This window comes from Actinobacillus indolicus (genome assembly GCF_004519515.1).
GTDB classification, from domain to species: Bacteria; Pseudomonadota; Gammaproteobacteria; order Enterobacterales; family Pasteurellaceae; genus Glaesserella; species Glaesserella indolica_A.
Genome location: NZ_CP038145.1, coordinates 1,794,181 through 1,810,484, shown reverse-complemented (window position 1 = coordinate 1,810,484; position 16,304 = coordinate 1,794,181). Strand labels below are relative to the sequence as shown.

Below are 16,304 nucleotides of genomic sequence, written 5' to 3'. Positions count from 1 at the left end.
AGACAAGGAGCTAATTCCTACATAACAAAGAACCTTGTAATCCGATGTTTAGATAATAACCAAGCAAAAATGTAAGAGCAGATAAAACTCGGAATAAAAAGAGCCATCAGTTTTGCTGTAAAACTGAGTGATGAAAAATCAATTATAGATTTAAAAATGTATATAAAAATATAATGAAGTAAATAAACACCAAAAGAATAAACAGATAAAAATTCAATAAATTTACTTCTAGCTTTATTCTCAAAATAAATCCTTAATAAACTGAGCAAACCTATACTAGATAATAGAATTTGTAATGATGAACTATACCAATGTAACCCGCCAATAAATTCATTTTTATGAATTTCTCTTATTAGAGATATAATTATTGGGACAATCAATAACAGAAAAGAACTTAAAATACTTAATTTAATATTTCGATGAATTAAAAGATATCCGAGTATGAAAAAGTTTAGGTATGCTCCCATCATATTAGTTCCAATACGAGGAAGAATATCTATATTTAATCTAAAGCCCTGTATAGCCGTATCTTTAAACTGAGTTAGCAAGACACTAATGAATAAAAACAAAATGATTTCTTTATTCGTTAATCTATCTAATAATTTAGCAAGAAATGGAGCTATTAAATATAAACCAATAATGGAATACATATACCATAGCTGAATTGCTGAACCTATATTGGCTGGATATAGCCCATTATGCCATTTGAAGCTATCCTGAATACTTTTCAGCAATGGGATACCAACAGTTAACTTATGGACTAATGTCGTAAGAAATGAATAAATAAAAAGCAAGATAATAAATTGAGGAATTCGTTTTTTATAAAAAGAAAGTATATCGGTATTAACTACTTTAGGTAAAATAAGCGCACCAGAAAGCATAAAAAACAATGGAACACCCAAACGATCAATATCGTAAAAGATGCTTTTTAATATATTTGAACTAACACCTACTTGTTCATGAATATGAGTAAAAACAACAAAAATTATCGCTAATGCTCTTACTGCGTCAAGCCAATATACTCTTTGATTGATTGATTGATTGATTGATTGATTGATTGATTGATTGATTGATTGATTGATTGATTGATTGATTGATTGATTGATTGATTGATTGATTGATTGATTGATTGATTGATTGATTGATTGATTGATTGATCATCAGTCTGCCCCTACTCTTAATAAAGATAAAGCAATATTTGGTTATATCTGGAAATAACACCGCCCTCAAGCGGTGTTTTTCTATCTATTTTTTGCAAAGAGAACTACTCTTCCCCAAGTAACTTCAACTCACGTCCGCGTACTTGTTTTTTGAGCATTTCGACAAACTCTTCCACTTTGTATGTGCCTAAATCCGCACCTTTGCGAGTACGCACAGACACTTTGCCTTCAGCGATTTCTTTATCACCGCAAACAAGCATATATGGCACACGGCGTAAGGTGTGTTCACGCACTTTAAAGCCGACTTTTTCGTTGCGTAAATCTGCTTTCACACGCAAGCCTGCGTCAGAAAGTTGTTTCACCACTTGTTGAACGTATTCCGCTTGGCTGTCGGTAATGTTCATCACCACCACTTGGGTTGGGGCTAACCATGCTGGGAAGAAGCCTGCGTATTCTTCGGTGATAATACCGATGAAACGCTCGATTGAGCCTAAAATCGCACGGTGGATCATCACTGGAGTACGGCGACCATTGTCTTCTGCCACATAAGAGGCATCTAAACGTCCCGGTAAAGCAAAGTCTAATTGCACCGTACCACATTGCCATTCACGGTCTAAACAGTCACGTAAGGCAAACTCAATTTTCGGACCATAGAATGCACCTTCACCCTCTTGAATTTCATATTCCAAGCCGTTATTGCGTAATGCGTTTGCAAGCCCTTCTTCGGCACGATCCCACATAGCGTCATCGCCGATACGGTTTTCCGGGCGTGTTGAAAGTTTTACGGCAATGTTTTCAAAACCGAAGGTACTGTAAATGTCGTAAACCATTTTGATACAGCTGGTTACTTCACTTTCAATTTGCTCTTCTGTACAGAAAATATGTGCATCGTCTTGAGTAAAACCACGCACACGCATTAAACCGTGTAATGAACCCGATGGTTCGTTACGATGGCAAGAACCAAACTCCGCCATACGAATTGGTAAATCACGGTAAGATTTTAAGCCTTGATTGAAAATCTGAACGTGACCTGGGCAGTTCATTGGTTTAATTGCATACTCACGGTTTTCTGATTGGGTGGTGAACATTAAATCCGCATAGTTTTGCCAGTGACCAGTACGCTCCCAAAGCACTCTGTCCATCATAAACGGACCTTTTACTTCTTGGTAATCGTATTCTTTTAATTTGGTACGTACGAAAGTTTCAAGCTCACGGAAAATCGTCCAGCCGTCATTGTGCCAGAACACCATACCCGGCGCTTCTTCTTGCATATGGTATAAATCTAACGCTTTACCGATTTTACGGTGGTCACGTTTTGCCGCTTCTTCTAAACGGTGTAAATAGTCGGCAAGTTGTTTTTTATCCGCCCACGCCGTACCGTAAATACGTTGCAACATTTTATTTTTGCTGTCGCCACGCCAGTATGCCCCTGCCACTTTTTGTAATTTGAAGTGATGGCAAAAACGCATATTCGGCACGTGTGGACCACGACACATATCAATATATTCTTCGTGATGATAAAGTGCCGGACGATCATCTTTACTGATATTTTCGTCCAAAATCGCCATTTTGTACAACTCGCCACGGCTTTCAAACGTATCTCTCGCTTCCTGCCAGCTCACACGTTTTTTTACCACATCGTAATTGGTTTTCGCCAGTTCCAACATACGTGCTTCAAGTGCATCAAGATCTTCCTGCGTTAAAGAGCGGTCTAAATCAATATCATAATAGAAACCGTTGTCGATTGTCGGGCCGATCGCCATTTTCACGTTCGGGAAAAGCTGCTTGATAGCGTGACCAAGTAAGTGTGCTGTAGAGTGACGAATGATTTCTAAACCGTCTTCATCTTTTGCGGTAATAATTTCAAGGGTAGCATCTTCGCTGATAATGTCAGAAGCATCACGGCGTTCACCGTTTACACGCCCTGCAATCGTTGCTTTCGCAAGACCTGCACCAATACTTTGAGCCACTTCCATCACAGAAACGGGATTGTCGAATTGGCGTTGTGAGCCATCAGGTAAAGTAATAATTGGCATTGTTAATCCTTATACAGTGGTAACCCATACGAAAGGTTACATGTTAGTTTATGTTGTTACCGTAGGGACACACTGCGTGTGTCCGCTAAATACCATCAATATAAAATGGAACGGACACATGCAATGTGTCCCTACGGGTAAATTCGTAAATTTTTCAAAACAAAAGACCGCTTGCAAGCGGTCAGTTTTTCAAAATTTTTTGCAAGTTGCTTTACTCGCCCTCACAATCGGGCGGACGAAAAAGCGGGTGTATTTTAACACAAAAAAATGTCATTTTCAGTATCTCCAATTATTTTGTGAACAACATCACAAAATAACATTTTGCATTTTGACAGAAGAAAACGTTTGCTTAAAATATAATCTCCTTTCACATTATACTAAGGTTTAGTTATGTTTTGGTCATTTCTCTCAGCCTTGCTAATCGGCGGATTACTTGGCTTTGTCTTTCAACGCTCTCGTTTCTGCTTAACCGGTGGTTTTCGAGATATGTATCTTGCAAAAAATCATCGAATGTTTTATGCCTTGTTAATCGCCATTTCGGTGCAAAGCATTGGTGTTTTAACCTTGATGGAACTTGGTTACATCGGTTCGCCTTATAAAGATTTCTCGCTGTTTTCCATTGTGATTGGATCGATTCTATTTGGTATTAGTATTATCCTTGCCAGCGGTTGTGCGACAGGAACGTGGTATCACGCAGGAGAAGGCTTAATCAGCAGTTGGGTGGCATTGATTATGTATATGATTAGTGCAGCAGCTATGCGATTTGGTGCATTAAGCGATTTCACGAAGGCAATGGGACAATACGGCAAGATGAATGAAAATCTTGCTGCGACATTAGGGATTTCGGTTTGGTGGCTTGTGGCGTTATTAATTGTAGTAACGGCTTTTGGCGTATATAAAATCCTGAGCAAACCGACGCTTAAAATGGCAACATTGCCTGCTCGTTATACAGGGCTTCGTCATTATCTTTTTGAGAAAAAATTACATCCATTTGTTGCAGGTATTTTGGTTGGTTTGCTCGCTTTTGCCGCTTGGGCGGTCAATGGCTTAGATGGCAAAACGGCTGGTTTAGGTATCACTGGCCCTTCCGCAAACATTGTGATGTTTTTAACCACCGGCGAAATGAAACGGATTAACTGGGGTGTTTTCCTTGTATTAGGGATTATGCTTGGATCTTATATTGCCGCAAAAGGCAGCCGTGAATTTAAATGGAGAATGCCTGATCTCAAAACCTTCCGTAATAGTGTAGTCGGTGGATTATTGATGGGCTTCGGTGCTTCCCTTGCGGGTGGTTGTACTATCGGCAATGGCTTAACGGCAACTGCCGTGATGAGTGCTAAAGGTTGGATATCGCTCTTTTTCATTATGGTTGGTGTATGGATTATGTGTTATTTCGTTTACGTCCGACCAACAAAACAAATCAATTAAGGAGAACATTATGCGTTATATACTTGATACGAATGGACATTTATGCCCTTTTCCATTAATGGAAGCCAAAAAGAAAATCGTTGAATTGGAGACTGGCGATGAATTGCTAATTCAATTTACCTGTGCTGAAGCCACCGAAAACTTACCCCGTTGGGCAGCTGAAAATGGTTATCCAGTTACTCATTTTGCTCAGGTAGATGATGCAGCTTGGGAAATTGTGATTCAGAAAGCATAACTCTTAATTAAATGTGAGTACTACCATTTGTACTCACATTTATCTCTTCTTTTGCAAAAAATCCCCAAAATCCTACCGCTTTCATTTCAAAAATCCCCATTTTTACGCTATTCTATAGCACAATTTTTTCGATGAAATTTAAAGGTCAAAAATGATGCAACAACAATACAATCCAAGTGCGATTGAACCTAAAGTTCAACAATACTGGGCTGAAAATAAAGTTTTCAAAGCAATTAAAGACGAAAGCAAACCGAAATATTACTGTTTATCTATGTTCCCGTATCCGTCAGGTCGTCTGCATATGGGGCACGTGCGTAACTATACGATAGGAGATGTGGTTTCTCGTTATCAGCGTATGAACGGCAAAAATGTGTTACAACCGATGGGGTGGGACGCATTCGGTTTGCCTGCAGAAGGCGCTGCGGTAAAAAATAAAACCGCACCAGCAAAATGGACGTATGAAAATATTGAATATATGAAAGGTCAGCTCAAGTTATTGGGCTTTGGTTTTGACTGGGATCGTGAAATTGCGACTTGTAAGCCTGAATACTACAAATGGGAACAATGGTTCTTCACCGAATTGTATAAAAAAGGCTTGGTATATAAGAAAACCTCAACAGTCAACTGGTGTCCGAATGATGAAACGGTGTTAGCGAATGAGCAAGTTCACGAAGGCTGTTGCTGGCGTTGTGATACTCCAGTGGAACAAAAAGAAATTCCACAATGGTTTATTAAAATTACTGATTATGCGGAGCAATTGTTAAATGACTTAGATCGTCTTCCGTTATGGCCGGATCAAGTCAAAACCATGCAACGCAACTGGATCGGCCGTTCTGAAGGGGTTGAAATTACTTTTAAAGTAAAAGGCACTGATCAAACCTTGCCTGTTTACACTACTCGTCCGGATACGTTCTTTGGTGTGAGCTATGTGGCAGTGGCTGCGGCTCACCCATTAGCAACCCTTGCGGCAGAAAACAATCCTGCATTAGCTGCCTTTATTCAAGAAGCGAAAAATACCAAAGTGGCGGAAGCAGATATTGCCACAATGGAGAAAAAAGGTATGGCAACAGGGTTGTTTGCTATTCATCCATTAACAGGCGAAGAAGTTCCTGTTTGGGTCGCTAACTTTGTGTTGATGCACTACGGCACTGGGGCGGTAATGGCTGTGCCTGCTCACGATGAGCGTGATTTTGAATTTGCTCAAAAATACAATTTACCAATTAAACAGGTGATCGCACCGCTTGATGGTTCTGAATGGGATTTCAGCAAAGCGGCAATGACTGAACATGGTAAATTGATTAACTCTTCAGAATTTAACGGTTTAGATTTTGATGGTGCTTTCAAAGGCATTGCGGATAAATTAGAAGGAATGGGGATCGGTAAACGTCAAGTTAATTACCGCTTGCGTGACTGGGGTGTTTCTCGCCAACGTTACTGGGGAGCGCCAATTCCAATGCTTACCCTTGAAAACGGTGAAACTGTGACTGTACCAATGCAAGATTTACCTGTGGTGTTACCTGAAGATGTGGTGATGGACGGCGTGAAAAGCCCGATCAAAGCAGATCCAGAATGGGCGAAAACCACTTATAACGGTCAGCCAGCGTTGAGAGAAACAGATACTTTCGATACCTTTATGGAGTCTTCTTGGTATTATGCACGTTATGCGTCACCACAATATCAACAAGGTATGTTAGACAAAGAAGAAGCAAACTACTGGCTACCTGTGGATCAATATATCGGCGGTATCGAACACGCAACAATGCACTTGCTCTACTTCCGCTTCTTCCACAAATTACTGCGTGATGCAGGTTTCGTGACCAGCGATGAACCGACAGAAAAATTACTCTGTCAAGGTATGGTGTTAGCAGACGCTTATTACTACACCAGCCCGACCAATGAACGTATTTGGGTGTCACCAACAGAAGTGACCGTTGAACGTGATGAAAAAGGGCGTATTTTGAAAGCCTTTGACAAAGAAGGGCGTGCATTGGTACACAGCGGTATGACCAAAATGTCAAAATCGAAAAACAACGGTATTGACCCACAAGAAATGGTGGAAAAATATGGTGCGGATACAGTGCGTCTATTTATGATGTTTGCTTCCCCAGCGGAAATGACATTAGAATGGCAAGAGTCTGGCGTAGAAGGGGCGAAACGTTTCTTAGGTCGTCTTTGGAACTTGGCTTATGAGTATGCACAATCGCCGGCCACTGTTGCATTAGATCCTACGGCATTAAGCAAAGAACAAAAAGATTTACGCCGTGACGTACATAAAACCATTGCGAAAGTGAGTGATGACATTGGTCGCCGCCAAACATTCAATACTGCGATTGCGGCAATTATGGAATTGATGAATAAGCTCACCAAAGCACCGCTTGCTAATGATCAAGACAAAGCAGTGATGGCTGAAGCATTAAATGCGGTGATTCGTATGCTCTACCCAATCACCCCGCATATCTGCTTTGAACTATGGCAAGCCTTAGGCAATGAGGGTTCAATCGACTTTGCACCTTGGGTGGTGGCAGATGAAAAAGCAATGGTAGAAGATGAAAAACTCGTTGTGGTGCAAGTAAATGGTAAAGTGCGAGGTAAAATTACCGTGTCTGCAACCGCAACGGAAGATGAAGTCAAGGCGATTGCGAAAGCCGATGAAAATGTGGCGAAATATCTTGAAGGCGTAGAAATCGTGAAAGAGATCTATGTGCCGTTTAAGATGTTGAGCTTTGCAGTGAAAGGCTAACGTGTTCTTTAATGTTGGCACGAGTATTTCGCTCGTGCTAACTAAAGCATAAGGATAAATTATGTTAAAAAAACTCTCTCTCGTATTTGTTCTATTTCTGACTGCTTGTGGCTGGCATTTTAAAAATAGCGAATTATTTCCTGAAGAATTAAGAACTCTCAGTTTTGAAAGTGCCGATCAATATAGCGATATGTCTCGTGCACTACGAAATGAAATGTTACTAACGAACATTAACATTGTGCCAAAAGCGGCGAATGTTGCGAATCTACGCTTAAATGCGACAGAAAGTAGCTCTCGAGTGGCATCAGTATTTAAACAAGCTCGTGAAGCAGAAAAAATCTTAAGTCTAACGGTAAAAGCAACTGTTACTGTTCCAAATAAAGGCTCATATCCGATTGAAACCAGTATTCACCGCACCTTCTTTGATGATTCTCGAGCTGCGTTAGCAAAATCGGAAGAAAAAGAATCTATTATGCGTCAAATGTATGAACAAGCCTCTCGCCAGCTGTTAATTAAAATTGCTGGATTACAAAAAGAGCTAGCCAATACGAAATAAGATGATGCAACGTATTTTCTCAGAAGGATTAGAACCTGCTCTCAATAAAGGCTTAAAGCCATTTTATTTATTGACTGGGCAGGATCTTTTATTGATTGATGAATCTAAAGATAAAATCGTGCAAACCGCTCGTTTACACGATTTTGATGAAAAGCAAGAATTTACCATTACCAATGATACCCAATGGGATACGTTGTTTGGCCTTGTTCAGTCCAACGGTCTGTTTTTTAACAGTCAAATTCTGATTCTTAATCTCCCTGAAAACCTAACAATTGCACAGCAAAAACAGTTGTCTGAACTATTGGCTCTTTCTCATACTGATTTGATCTTTGTTCTGCATCAACCAAAGTTAACTAAAGCGATGGAGAAGCAAGATTGGTTTACTCAGCTTGAGAATGCTCTACTAGTAAATTGCCAGACACCTGACATCAGCAAATTGCCTATTTGGTTACAACACCGAGCTAAAGCAATGCAATTACAGCTCGATCCTGAAGCAATTCAATTACTTTGTTATAGTTACGAAGGCAATCTACTTGCCCTAAAACAAGCATTGCAGATGCTACAACTTCGCTTTGCTGAACAAAAGATTGGATTAAACCGAGCAAAAGAAGTGATCGAACAATCGGCACAATTCACCCCATTCCAATGGGTTGATGCCTTATTAGAAGGCAAAATCAATCGTGCATCACGTGTACTGAATCATCTGCAAAACGAAGAAGTTCAACCCGTGGTCCTATTACGTATCGTACAAAAAGAACTACTCTTATTGCTTGAAATGACACGTTCACCACAGCCGCTCCTTAATAGTCACCAACCTTTATATAGCAGTAATTTACGAGCCGAATTTGACCGTTTGAAAGTATGGCAAAACCGCCGTGGGTTTTATCAAGCTGCAGTACAACGTTTAACTTACCGTAAACTCTATCAACTCATTCAATCCCTTGCTGAATTGGAAAAACAGGTAAAACAAGAATTTAGTGATGATATTTGGCAAGAGATCGAACGCTTCGGGCTTAAATTTAGATGATTTTCACGCTACATTTTTGAAGTAGTTCTGCTGTTTCTGCAATTGGTAAGCCCATTACCCCAGTAAAACTGCCCGAAAGATGCGTAATAAAAATACCACCCAAACCTTGAATACCATAAGCACCTGCTTTATCCATCGGCTCTTTTGTTCGAATATAATTCCAAATCTCTTCATCGGTTAATGTTCTAAAGGTAACATCACTAGCTTGAACTATCGAAAATAATTCGCTGTTAAAACTAACACAAATAGCGGTAAATACTTGGTGAGTTCTTCCTGAAAGCAGTTTTAACATTCGATAAGCATCATTTTCATCAACAGGCTTTCCCAAAATCTGCTTATCAATAGAAACCGTAGTATCTGCAGTTAAAATAGGTAAATTTGCAAGATTTTTCGCTAATCTTACCGCTTGTGCAGCCTGATTTTTATTTAATGCAATGCGTAAGCAGTAAGATTTTGCTTCTTCGTTAAGATTGGGTGTTTCATCAATCTCCCCTGCTAGTTTTGTTAACTCTACCCCTAAATTTTGTAATAACTCCCAACGGCGTGGACTATTTGATGCAAGATAAATATGTTTAAGCATCGGTTTTCCTTATAGCAAAAATGCCTCGAAAGGCATTTTTATTTACGAAGTAATTTATAAAAATGAGTAAGTAAGGTTGTTGGTAATAATCTCGGTATCACTCGCATAGTAAAAGTGATCAAACCTGAAACAACATTTTGCATACCCACTCGGTGTTTTAATTTAAACAAACGCCATTCTGCTTTAGCCTGAGCGATACCACGACGGCGACCGACCATGCCATTTCCAACACGGGCATAAACCAAAACTTCGGGTAAATTCGCTACTTTTTTGCCTAATGCGACCAATTTAATCCAGAGATAATAATCTTCTTGTAAGTCCTGATAGCCACCACATTCAAGCACTACATTTTTTTGGTAGGCGACCGTCATATGATTAAACGGGCAACGTTTCTGTGTAAACTCTACAATAGCTTTGGTTTCTGTTGGCACACGACGATAGCTGACAATATCATTAATATCTGAGCCAAACTCAGCAATTTGTCCGCCAAAAATAATGGTATCGGGATTTTGCTCAACAAATGCAACCTGTTTTTCAAAACGTTCTGGAATACAAATATCGTCCGTATCCATACGGAATACCCATTCGTTTTTGCAATGGGTTAAGCCGTGATTGAGTGCTTTTCCTAGCCCTTGATTTTGAGCAAGTCTAACGATATTAAGCGGTAAGATTTCCGCAAAATTTTGCACAACTTGTTCTAATTCAGGGGTAATTGCGCCGTCAAATACAACAACTATTTCGTCCGCTTGAACCGTTTGATTTTTTAAACTTTCAAAACATTCGGTTAAATATTCTGGTTTTTCCTTAAAATATAAGGACATTAATACGGAAAACTTCATTAGATAAACCTTTTCATATTGATTGCAAGTTTAGGAGAAATAAATGTAATTAATGCAATCACAATATATTTTACATTTTTGCTTTGTAAAAACATCTGCCAATAATAACTAGCTGCTTTTCGAGATAAATTCATGATATGTGGGTAAGAAAGCATATATAATGAATTAAAAGCAAAGTTTTTTTGTTGAATATCTGTTTTTACATATTTTTGTTTAATTTCTTCAATCGCAAATTCCGTATTTTGTGTATTTGTCGATACACTTTCTCGTTTAGTATGGAAAGTACAAGTTGTTAGAGCTTCAGCAACATATTTTGGTTTAAACTCGTTATGCGAAATCACTTTTAAAATAAAATCATAGTCTTCTAAAGATTTCAAATCTGTCGATAATCCATTGACTTCAAAGAAAAATGATTTTTTAATCGCGATCATCGGCATTCCGCCTACTTTATTTCCTAATAAAATATTATCCAGCGTTATGTCTTTTTCACTTTCATAAGGGTGAGTAAAATAAGTAAAACCTTCATTCACCATGACACACTCAGCAGGATGATAAATAAAGTTAATCGTTAGGTTTTCATTGATTGCTTTTGCGAGTATTTCACATTTTTGATGTGCAAAACGATCATCATCATCTAAAAAGAGTAACCAATCATTTTTAGCCGCTCTTGCCCCGACATTACGGCTTTCTGCCGCACCTAAATTCTGAACATTTCTAATCACATTTACAGGAAATGGATAGAGATGTTTAATTTCTACTGGCTCAGTAGAGTGATCATCAACAATAACTACTTCAAAATTATATTCTGTTTGATATTCCAAGCTAGCCAGTAAAGCAGGAATTTCATTTTTTCGATTATAAGAAGGAACAATAATACTAAACATTTTCTGTCTTTTTATTTAAAAATAAAATTTTATTCTTACCTTCATTGCCAAATAAAGATAAAAACATTAATAACACTAACATAATCCCAGGGAAAGCATAGGAATCCGCTTTCACATTCAATACTGAAAGAATAAATAATGTAGATAAAATAAACTTCCAGCTACCATCAAACCAATTTATTGCTACTTTTCGTACAAAGTAACACATAAACAAGAAGCACACAGAAAGATAAATAAACCCACCATATAATGTTTGGCGTAAAAAACCAGAGTCTGTTTTTCCGTAGTATCCACCTTCTGGATAAAAATAACGCCCATCTCCTACAAGAATTTGTTTTAATTCTGGGATATATAGGTGTTTTTGAACCAAGGTATCAGTAGATGAACTAACAGTTCCCTTTCCATGAATAAGATTAATTAAAGGTTCTAAAGCATGTTCTACATATTTATTATCCGCAAAGTTAAAGGCTAAAAAGAGACAGATTACCCCAAATAAGATGAGTGAGGGTAAATATCGCCATTTAAAATAAAGTAAAATACTTAATAATGAGATAAATAGAAATGTTCTACCTGAAATTAATCCAATAAATAGCATCAAGAAAATAAAAATGCTATGGATATTATTATGTTTTGCATTATACGCAAGCAAGAAATGCAATAAAAATACATAAAATAAACTTAATTGGAAGAACGCCATTGAAGTTATATTATATAAACGATATTCCTGCTCTGAACCATAGAAACGTGGTAAAAAAGCATGCGTTTTGAGTACACCTTCAATAATAAAAGGCATTCCAGCTAAAGCCAGAAAACCCACAATCGCCTGAATAATAATACCAATTTTAAGATCTCGAATAACTAATCCTTGCCCATTTCCCCTACGATAAAATAGATTGTAGATCCCCACCCCAAAAGTAAATAGAATTAAGGCTTTGATATACATTCCAACCGCATAAACTTCATAAGTACCGTGAGCTAGCATAGGAACGGCACTGACTGCAATTAATAAAATCAACGCGATAAAACTATCTATGGGTAATGAAATCCCATAATTTATCTCTTTTTTATAAACTTTATATGCTAAAAAAAATAAAGAAATAACCCCACAAAAAAATGCCATGCGGAAAAAATGAAATAGCCATGGATCGTAAATATAAAATAAATTAACCAACGCTGACATTTTATTTTCCTAAATTACGCTTAATTGCTAATAATTTTTTTAATGGATATTTTGCTAATTTAGTCATAAACCCATGTGAAATGGATCCACGAATAGCTTCTAAATTACTATTTAAGTTTGGATTTTCTATCACCATTAAGGGACGAACTACCTGAATATCAAATCCAAAATGATCACCAAATAAAATAAAATCATCCGCTAACCAATAAGGTAATCCATGTTTTTTAACTTGTGCTAAAAATGCTTTTGCAACTGATTTTCTGATTAAATAAGCAACTGTTCCTGCAAAATAATTTTTATAAGGATAAACGACAGCAAATGGACAAGCGGTCACTTTCTTCTGTAAAAATGCAAATGTGGTTGGATAATTAATTTCGAGTTCTGTATCATCAAACGTCGCAATTTTAGATTGACCAACCAGTAATATATCTGCAGATGGCTGAGTCGCTAAAATTTTCTCAAGATTTGCCTGAAAATCTTGATTAAAAAGCGCATCATCTTCACAGATTAAATTATATTCATCATCATGAATTCGTTCATCATCGCAAATTTGTTGATAAACACCTAAGTGGCTTAAAGTACACCCCACTTCCCCTTTTGTCACCTTTCTGCCATATTTTTCAGTAAAATCCGATAAATTAAAGCGTGTAGATAAACTTTGCTCATCTTCATTCATGGTATTAAATGCAGAAAATACCGTAAAATCCGCAGTATTCGGTTGAGTAAAAAAGAGTTCTCTTCTATGGCTATCTTTATCTAAAGAGATTAAATATTTTTTCATGTTATTCTCGAATATCTATCACTTGAATACCTGCATTCGCTAAGAGATCGTAAACCTGAATAAAATCAGGATTTTCCACATGAATTCTTAACGAAACGACATCAATATTGGGACTTTTATCTTTAATATTTAATGCTGCACTACTAAAATAAGTATAAATACAACATTTTTTATCTTTAAATTCTTGCGCTAAATAATCTTCTAAAATAAGTGGGGTATCAATATATTGCACATTATCTAACGTATATTGTTCTCTAGGATGAGGTAAATAAGCATGTATATTGAATTGCTTAATGACTCTTTCTGCAAGATCAATGTTTTTCTGTTTATCTAAATAAACAGGTTGTCCCAGCAAAATATTAATTACTTCACCATCGGCTTCTTTTGCCTCTCGGCTACCGAACAAATCTACATATTCTGTATTCTGAATAATATTCGGTAAACCTTGATAAATTGTATAATGTTTTTGAGATAATGCTTTTAATTTTGCCACACTATACTTATTACAAAATAAGGTATTAATTAAGCGACGAATTGCTGTTTTAGGCTCATCAACATAATAAACACTATTACTTGCAATATTTGCTGTACCATCATCAAAGGTATAAAACTCATTAAACTTTGTTGAGCTTAAGATAAATTGAATTTGAATATCATTGATACTGGCCACAAAGACTTTATCAAAAGATTTACCTAAAAATTTAATTCTTAAATAGGCGATTTCTTTTAATAAATTAAAGCGATCTGTACTCTGTTTCATCACAAAAGACTGGCTACATTTTTGAGTAAGTCTTTTTGCATAATAGTCAAACTTTGCATTTTGTACCGAACAAAGCATAATCCCATAAAACTTTTCGTTAGGATATAAATCGATGATCTTTTCAGCCAATAATACTTGTAATGGTGTATAACAAATAATTAAATTCATACGCTTTTACTAACTCGGTTGGTAATCAAATATAAAATTGGGATAATAGCGATAGATCCCAAGATAGATGCATAAGGAATATATTGTATATTCGTATAGGTCAATCCTATCAAGCTTATCACATAAATAATGGTAGATAAGACCGAACAAAATGCAATAAATTTATTTTTTCCATGATAGAACAAGTAATTTACCAAAATAAAATAAGGAATAATTAACGTCGTTGAAATCAGGAATAACACAATATAATATTTTGTCCCCATAAATTGGGCACCTAATACCCAAACAACAAGATCTTCAGGAATTAGCCACATAATCAATGCAGGTACAGGTACAAAACAAAGGGCATAAAAAGCCCATTTATGTACGTGTTTTATTGTAATTCTTTTCTGTTTTAAACCATCAAAAAAATGAGGAACCATCGCTTTATTTAAGGCTTGCAATACAATCATAAAAATCGATGCGATTTGCGCCCCCATCGCATAAATACCTAATTCTGCTTCACTAAATTGATGGAAAATAAAAATTCTATCTAACTGACCTTTTAAAAATAAACTGGCATTATGAAATATCAATGGAACACCAAACGCCAACAAATAGAGCAATGCTAATTTATATTGTGCAAACTTAAATTTCTTATGGCGAATTTTTTTACTATATAGAGCATAAGAAACAAGAAACACGGTAATATAACCTAACAAAATCGCGATAATTCGTTTTTCAACTAAATCTGTTTGATATATTTCAAGCATTAAAATAGTAAACACGACCGAACTTAAACTTGAAATAAACTGAATAATCGCATAAGGAATCGCTTGCTTTTGGCATTGTCGAATACTTAATTGCACCGTAAAGAAGGATTGGAATATGGCAGATAATGCCAAATAAACTAAAATTTCTGACTGTGCTAGCCAACAACCGATTAAAATCAGCCCGCCCATAAATAACGTATAGGCATATCCCGTATTCACGACTAAATTCAGTGAACGTTTACCATATACATAAAAATAGCGCGTGACAGCCCCTTCCTGACTTAATCCCACAATCAGAAAAAACAAAACCAGAAAGGTTTGGTAATAAGCTAATTCACCAAATCCTTCTGGGCCTAATTTCCGAGATAGATAGGGCAATAACAAAAATGGCATTGCCCTTGAAGTCAGTTCTCCGATTAAATAAATGGCACTATCTTTGAGCGCTTTCATGACATCTCTTTCTCAATCAGGCTGTCTGCCAGTTGTAAATCTAATGTCGTATCAATATCGACAGAACGATACGTTGGCATTAAATAGAAGCGCACAGGCGGAATAAAGAAATATTTTTCTTGCAGTAAACTTGCAATATCGTTGATATAAATTGCACCGTTAGCACGATATGCTTTCGGTAATTGCTGACGAGGCGCTTCAAAATCCTTAATTTCATTAATTGGGCTAATATCATCACCATTTAATGTGAAAGATTTATAAGGGTGATGTTCACATTCACAAGCCGATACCACAGACTTACTTTTTCCACCTAAAAAGATTTCCATCGCATTGCGAATATCTAACGCATTGCGAAGTGGACTAGTTGGTTGGAACAGCGCCACAACGCCTTCGCGGATATTTAACGTTTCCAAACAATGTACAACAGCATCAATAGTTCTTGTATTGCTTTGTGCCAGTTCTACAGGGCGATGAACCGCAGTCGCACCATATTTCTCTCCTTCCTGTAAAATACGATCACCATCAGAGGTCACCACAATCAGATCAAACATCCCTGACTCTTTTGCAGCTAACACAGCACGCCCAACAAGCGAAACACCGCCGACTAATTGTAAGTTTTTATCTTTAATTCCCTTTGAGCCTGCTCTGGCCGGAATAATTGCAATTTTTTTCATAAATCTGACCGCTTGTATCATTAAAAATAAACGTCGCTATTTTAAATTTAATCC

The 16,304-nt window shown here is 37.0% G+C and carries 15 protein-coding genes; 5 read left to right on the top strand and 10 right to left on the bottom strand.

Annotated elements, in window-relative coordinates; all coding sequences use genetic code 11:
* Positions 1 to 17 precede the first annotated feature (17 nt).
* Positions 18 to 965, bottom strand: coding sequence for an acyltransferase (locus EXH44_RS09005; protein ID WP_244238761.1), 948 nt, complete (start codon positions 963 to 965; stop codon positions 18 to 20).
* A gap of 299 nt (positions 966 to 1,264) precedes the next feature.
* A complete protein-coding gene (thrS, locus tag EXH44_RS09000; RefSeq protein ID WP_162857165.1) occupies positions 1,265 to 3,196 on the bottom strand; it encodes a threonine--tRNA ligase in 1,932 nt (643 codons plus the stop codon).
* Between the two features lie 390 nt (positions 3,197 to 3,586).
* Between thrS and EXH44_RS08995 the strand changes: the two genes are divergently transcribed.
* From EXH44_RS08995 to holA, 5 genes are all read left to right on the top strand, one after another.
* Positions 3,587 to 4,624, top strand: coding sequence for a YeeE/YedE family protein (locus EXH44_RS08995; RefSeq protein WP_162857164.1), 1,038 nt, complete (start codon positions 3,587 to 3,589; stop codon positions 4,622 to 4,624).
* 10 nt (positions 4,625 to 4,634) lie between these two features.
* Positions 4,635 to 4,859: a sulfurtransferase TusA family protein gene (locus EXH44_RS08990; protein WP_162857163.1), complete on the top strand. Its 225-nt coding sequence runs from the start codon at positions 4,635 to 4,637 to the stop codon at positions 4,857 to 4,859.
* Positions 4,860 to 5,013: 154 nt separating this feature from the next.
* A complete protein-coding gene (gene leuS / locus EXH44_RS08985) occupies positions 5,014 to 7,599 on the top strand; it encodes a leucine--tRNA ligase (protein WP_162857562.1) in 2,586 nt (861 codons plus the stop codon).
* Between the two features lie 61 nt (positions 7,600 to 7,660).
* Positions 7,661 to 8,155: an LPS-assembly lipoprotein LptE gene (locus EXH44_RS08980; RefSeq protein WP_162857162.1), complete on the top strand. Its 495-nt coding sequence runs from the start codon at positions 7,661 to 7,663 to the stop codon at positions 8,153 to 8,155.
* A 4-nt stretch (positions 8,156 to 8,159) separates the two neighbouring features.
* A complete protein-coding gene (gene holA, locus EXH44_RS08975; protein ID WP_162857561.1) occupies positions 8,160 to 9,182 on the top strand; it encodes a DNA polymerase III subunit delta in 1,023 nt (340 codons plus the stop codon).
* Here the strand turns inward: holA and EXH44_RS08970 are convergent.
* Genes EXH44_RS08970 through EXH44_RS08935 form a run of 8 tightly spaced genes read right to left on the bottom strand, consistent with a single transcriptional unit; the run spans position 9,175 to position 16,250 of the window.
* The gene (locus tag EXH44_RS08970) at positions 9,175 to 9,762 is read right to left on the bottom strand and encodes a Maf family protein (RefSeq protein ID WP_162857161.1); all 588 of its coding nucleotides are present in this window, start codon (positions 9,760 to 9,762) and stop codon (positions 9,175 to 9,177) included. The two genes, holA and EXH44_RS08970, sit on opposite strands and share 8 nt — an antisense overlap.
* A gap of 38 nt (positions 9,763 to 9,800) precedes the next feature.
* On the bottom strand, positions 9,801 to 10,601 hold the full coding sequence (locus EXH44_RS08965; RefSeq protein ID WP_162857160.1) for a glycosyltransferase family 2 protein: 801 nt from the start codon (positions 10,599 to 10,601) through the stop codon (positions 9,801 to 9,803).
* Positions 10,601 to 11,485, bottom strand: coding sequence for a glycosyltransferase family 2 protein (locus EXH44_RS08960; protein WP_162857159.1), 885 nt, complete (start codon positions 11,483 to 11,485; stop codon positions 10,601 to 10,603). The genes EXH44_RS08965 and EXH44_RS08960 overlap by 1 nt, the downstream gene beginning before the upstream one ends.
* Positions 11,478 to 12,665 carry a hypothetical protein gene (locus EXH44_RS08955; protein ID WP_162857158.1) on the bottom strand — a complete coding sequence of 396 codons (1,188 nt, stop codon included), beginning with the start codon at positions 12,663 to 12,665 and terminating at the stop codon, positions 11,478 to 11,480. The genes EXH44_RS08960 and EXH44_RS08955 overlap by 8 nt, the downstream gene beginning before the upstream one ends.
* Before the next feature lies 1 nt (position 12,666).
* Entirely contained in the window at positions 12,667 to 13,446 is a 780-nt protein-coding gene (locus tag EXH44_RS08950; RefSeq protein WP_162857157.1) for a glycosyltransferase family 25 protein, read from the bottom strand.
* 1 nt (position 13,447) lies between these two features.
* Entirely contained in the window at positions 13,448 to 14,374 is a 927-nt protein-coding gene (locus tag EXH44_RS08945) for a glycosyltransferase family 52 (protein WP_162857156.1), read from the bottom strand.
* Positions 14,371 to 15,576 (bottom strand): flippase, encoded by a 1,206-nt coding sequence (locus tag EXH44_RS08940; RefSeq protein WP_162857155.1) that lies wholly within the window; start codon positions 15,574 to 15,576, stop codon positions 14,371 to 14,373. Before EXH44_RS08940 ends, EXH44_RS08945 begins: the two co-directional genes overlap by 4 nt.
* The gene (locus EXH44_RS08935) at positions 15,573 to 16,250 is read right to left on the bottom strand and encodes an acylneuraminate cytidylyltransferase family protein (RefSeq protein ID WP_135674537.1); all 678 of its coding nucleotides are present in this window, start codon (positions 16,248 to 16,250) and stop codon (positions 15,573 to 15,575) included. The genes EXH44_RS08940 and EXH44_RS08935 overlap by 4 nt, the downstream gene beginning before the upstream one ends.
* Positions 16,251 to 16,304 lie beyond the last annotated feature (54 nt).

Bases quoted from the DNA above. Each gene is read 5' to 3' on its own strand.
- thrS (WP_162857165.1), bottom strand. From the start codon at position 3,196: ATGCCAATTATTACTTTACCTGATGGCTCACAACGCCAATTCGACAAT.
- EXH44_RS08995 (WP_162857164.1), top strand. From the start codon at position 3,587: ATGTTTTGGTCATTTCTCTCAGCCTTGCTAATCGGCGGATTACTTGGC.
- EXH44_RS08990 (WP_162857163.1), top strand. From the start codon at position 4,635: ATGCGTTATATACTTGATACGAATGGACATTTATGCCCTTTTCCATTA.
- leuS (WP_162857562.1), top strand. From the start codon at position 5,014: ATGCAACAACAATACAATCCAAGTGCGATTGAACCTAAAGTTCAACAA.
- EXH44_RS08980 (WP_162857162.1), top strand. From the start codon at position 7,661: ATGTTAAAAAAACTCTCTCTCGTATTTGTTCTATTTCTGACTGCTTGT.
- holA (WP_162857561.1), top strand. From the start codon at position 8,160: ATGCAACGTATTTTCTCAGAAGGATTAGAACCTGCTCTCAATAAAGGC.
- EXH44_RS08970 (WP_162857161.1), bottom strand. From the start codon at position 9,762: ATGCTTAAACATATTTATCTTGCATCAAATAGTCCACGCCGTTGGGAG.
- EXH44_RS08965 (WP_162857160.1), bottom strand. From the start codon at position 10,601: ATGAAGTTTTCCGTATTAATGTCCTTATATTTTAAGGAAAAACCAGAA.
- EXH44_RS08960 (WP_162857159.1), bottom strand. From the start codon at position 11,485: ATGTTTAGTATTATTGTTCCTTCTTATAATCGAAAAAATGAAATTCCT.
- EXH44_RS08955 (WP_162857158.1), bottom strand. From the start codon at position 12,665: ATGTCAGCGTTGGTTAATTTATTTTATATTTACGATCCATGGCTATTT.
- EXH44_RS08950 (WP_162857157.1), bottom strand. From the start codon at position 13,446: ATGAAAAAATATTTAATCTCTTTAGATAAAGATAGCCATAGAAGAGAA.
- EXH44_RS08945 (WP_162857156.1), bottom strand. From the start codon at position 14,374: ATGAATTTAATTATTTGTTATACACCATTACAAGTATTATTGGCTGAA.
- EXH44_RS08940 (WP_162857155.1), bottom strand. From the start codon at position 15,576: ATGAAAGCGCTCAAAGATAGTGCCATTTATTTAATCGGAGAACTGACT.
- EXH44_RS08935 (WP_135674537.1), bottom strand. From the start codon at position 16,250: ATGAAAAAAATTGCAATTATTCCGGCCAGAGCAGGCTCAAAGGGAATT.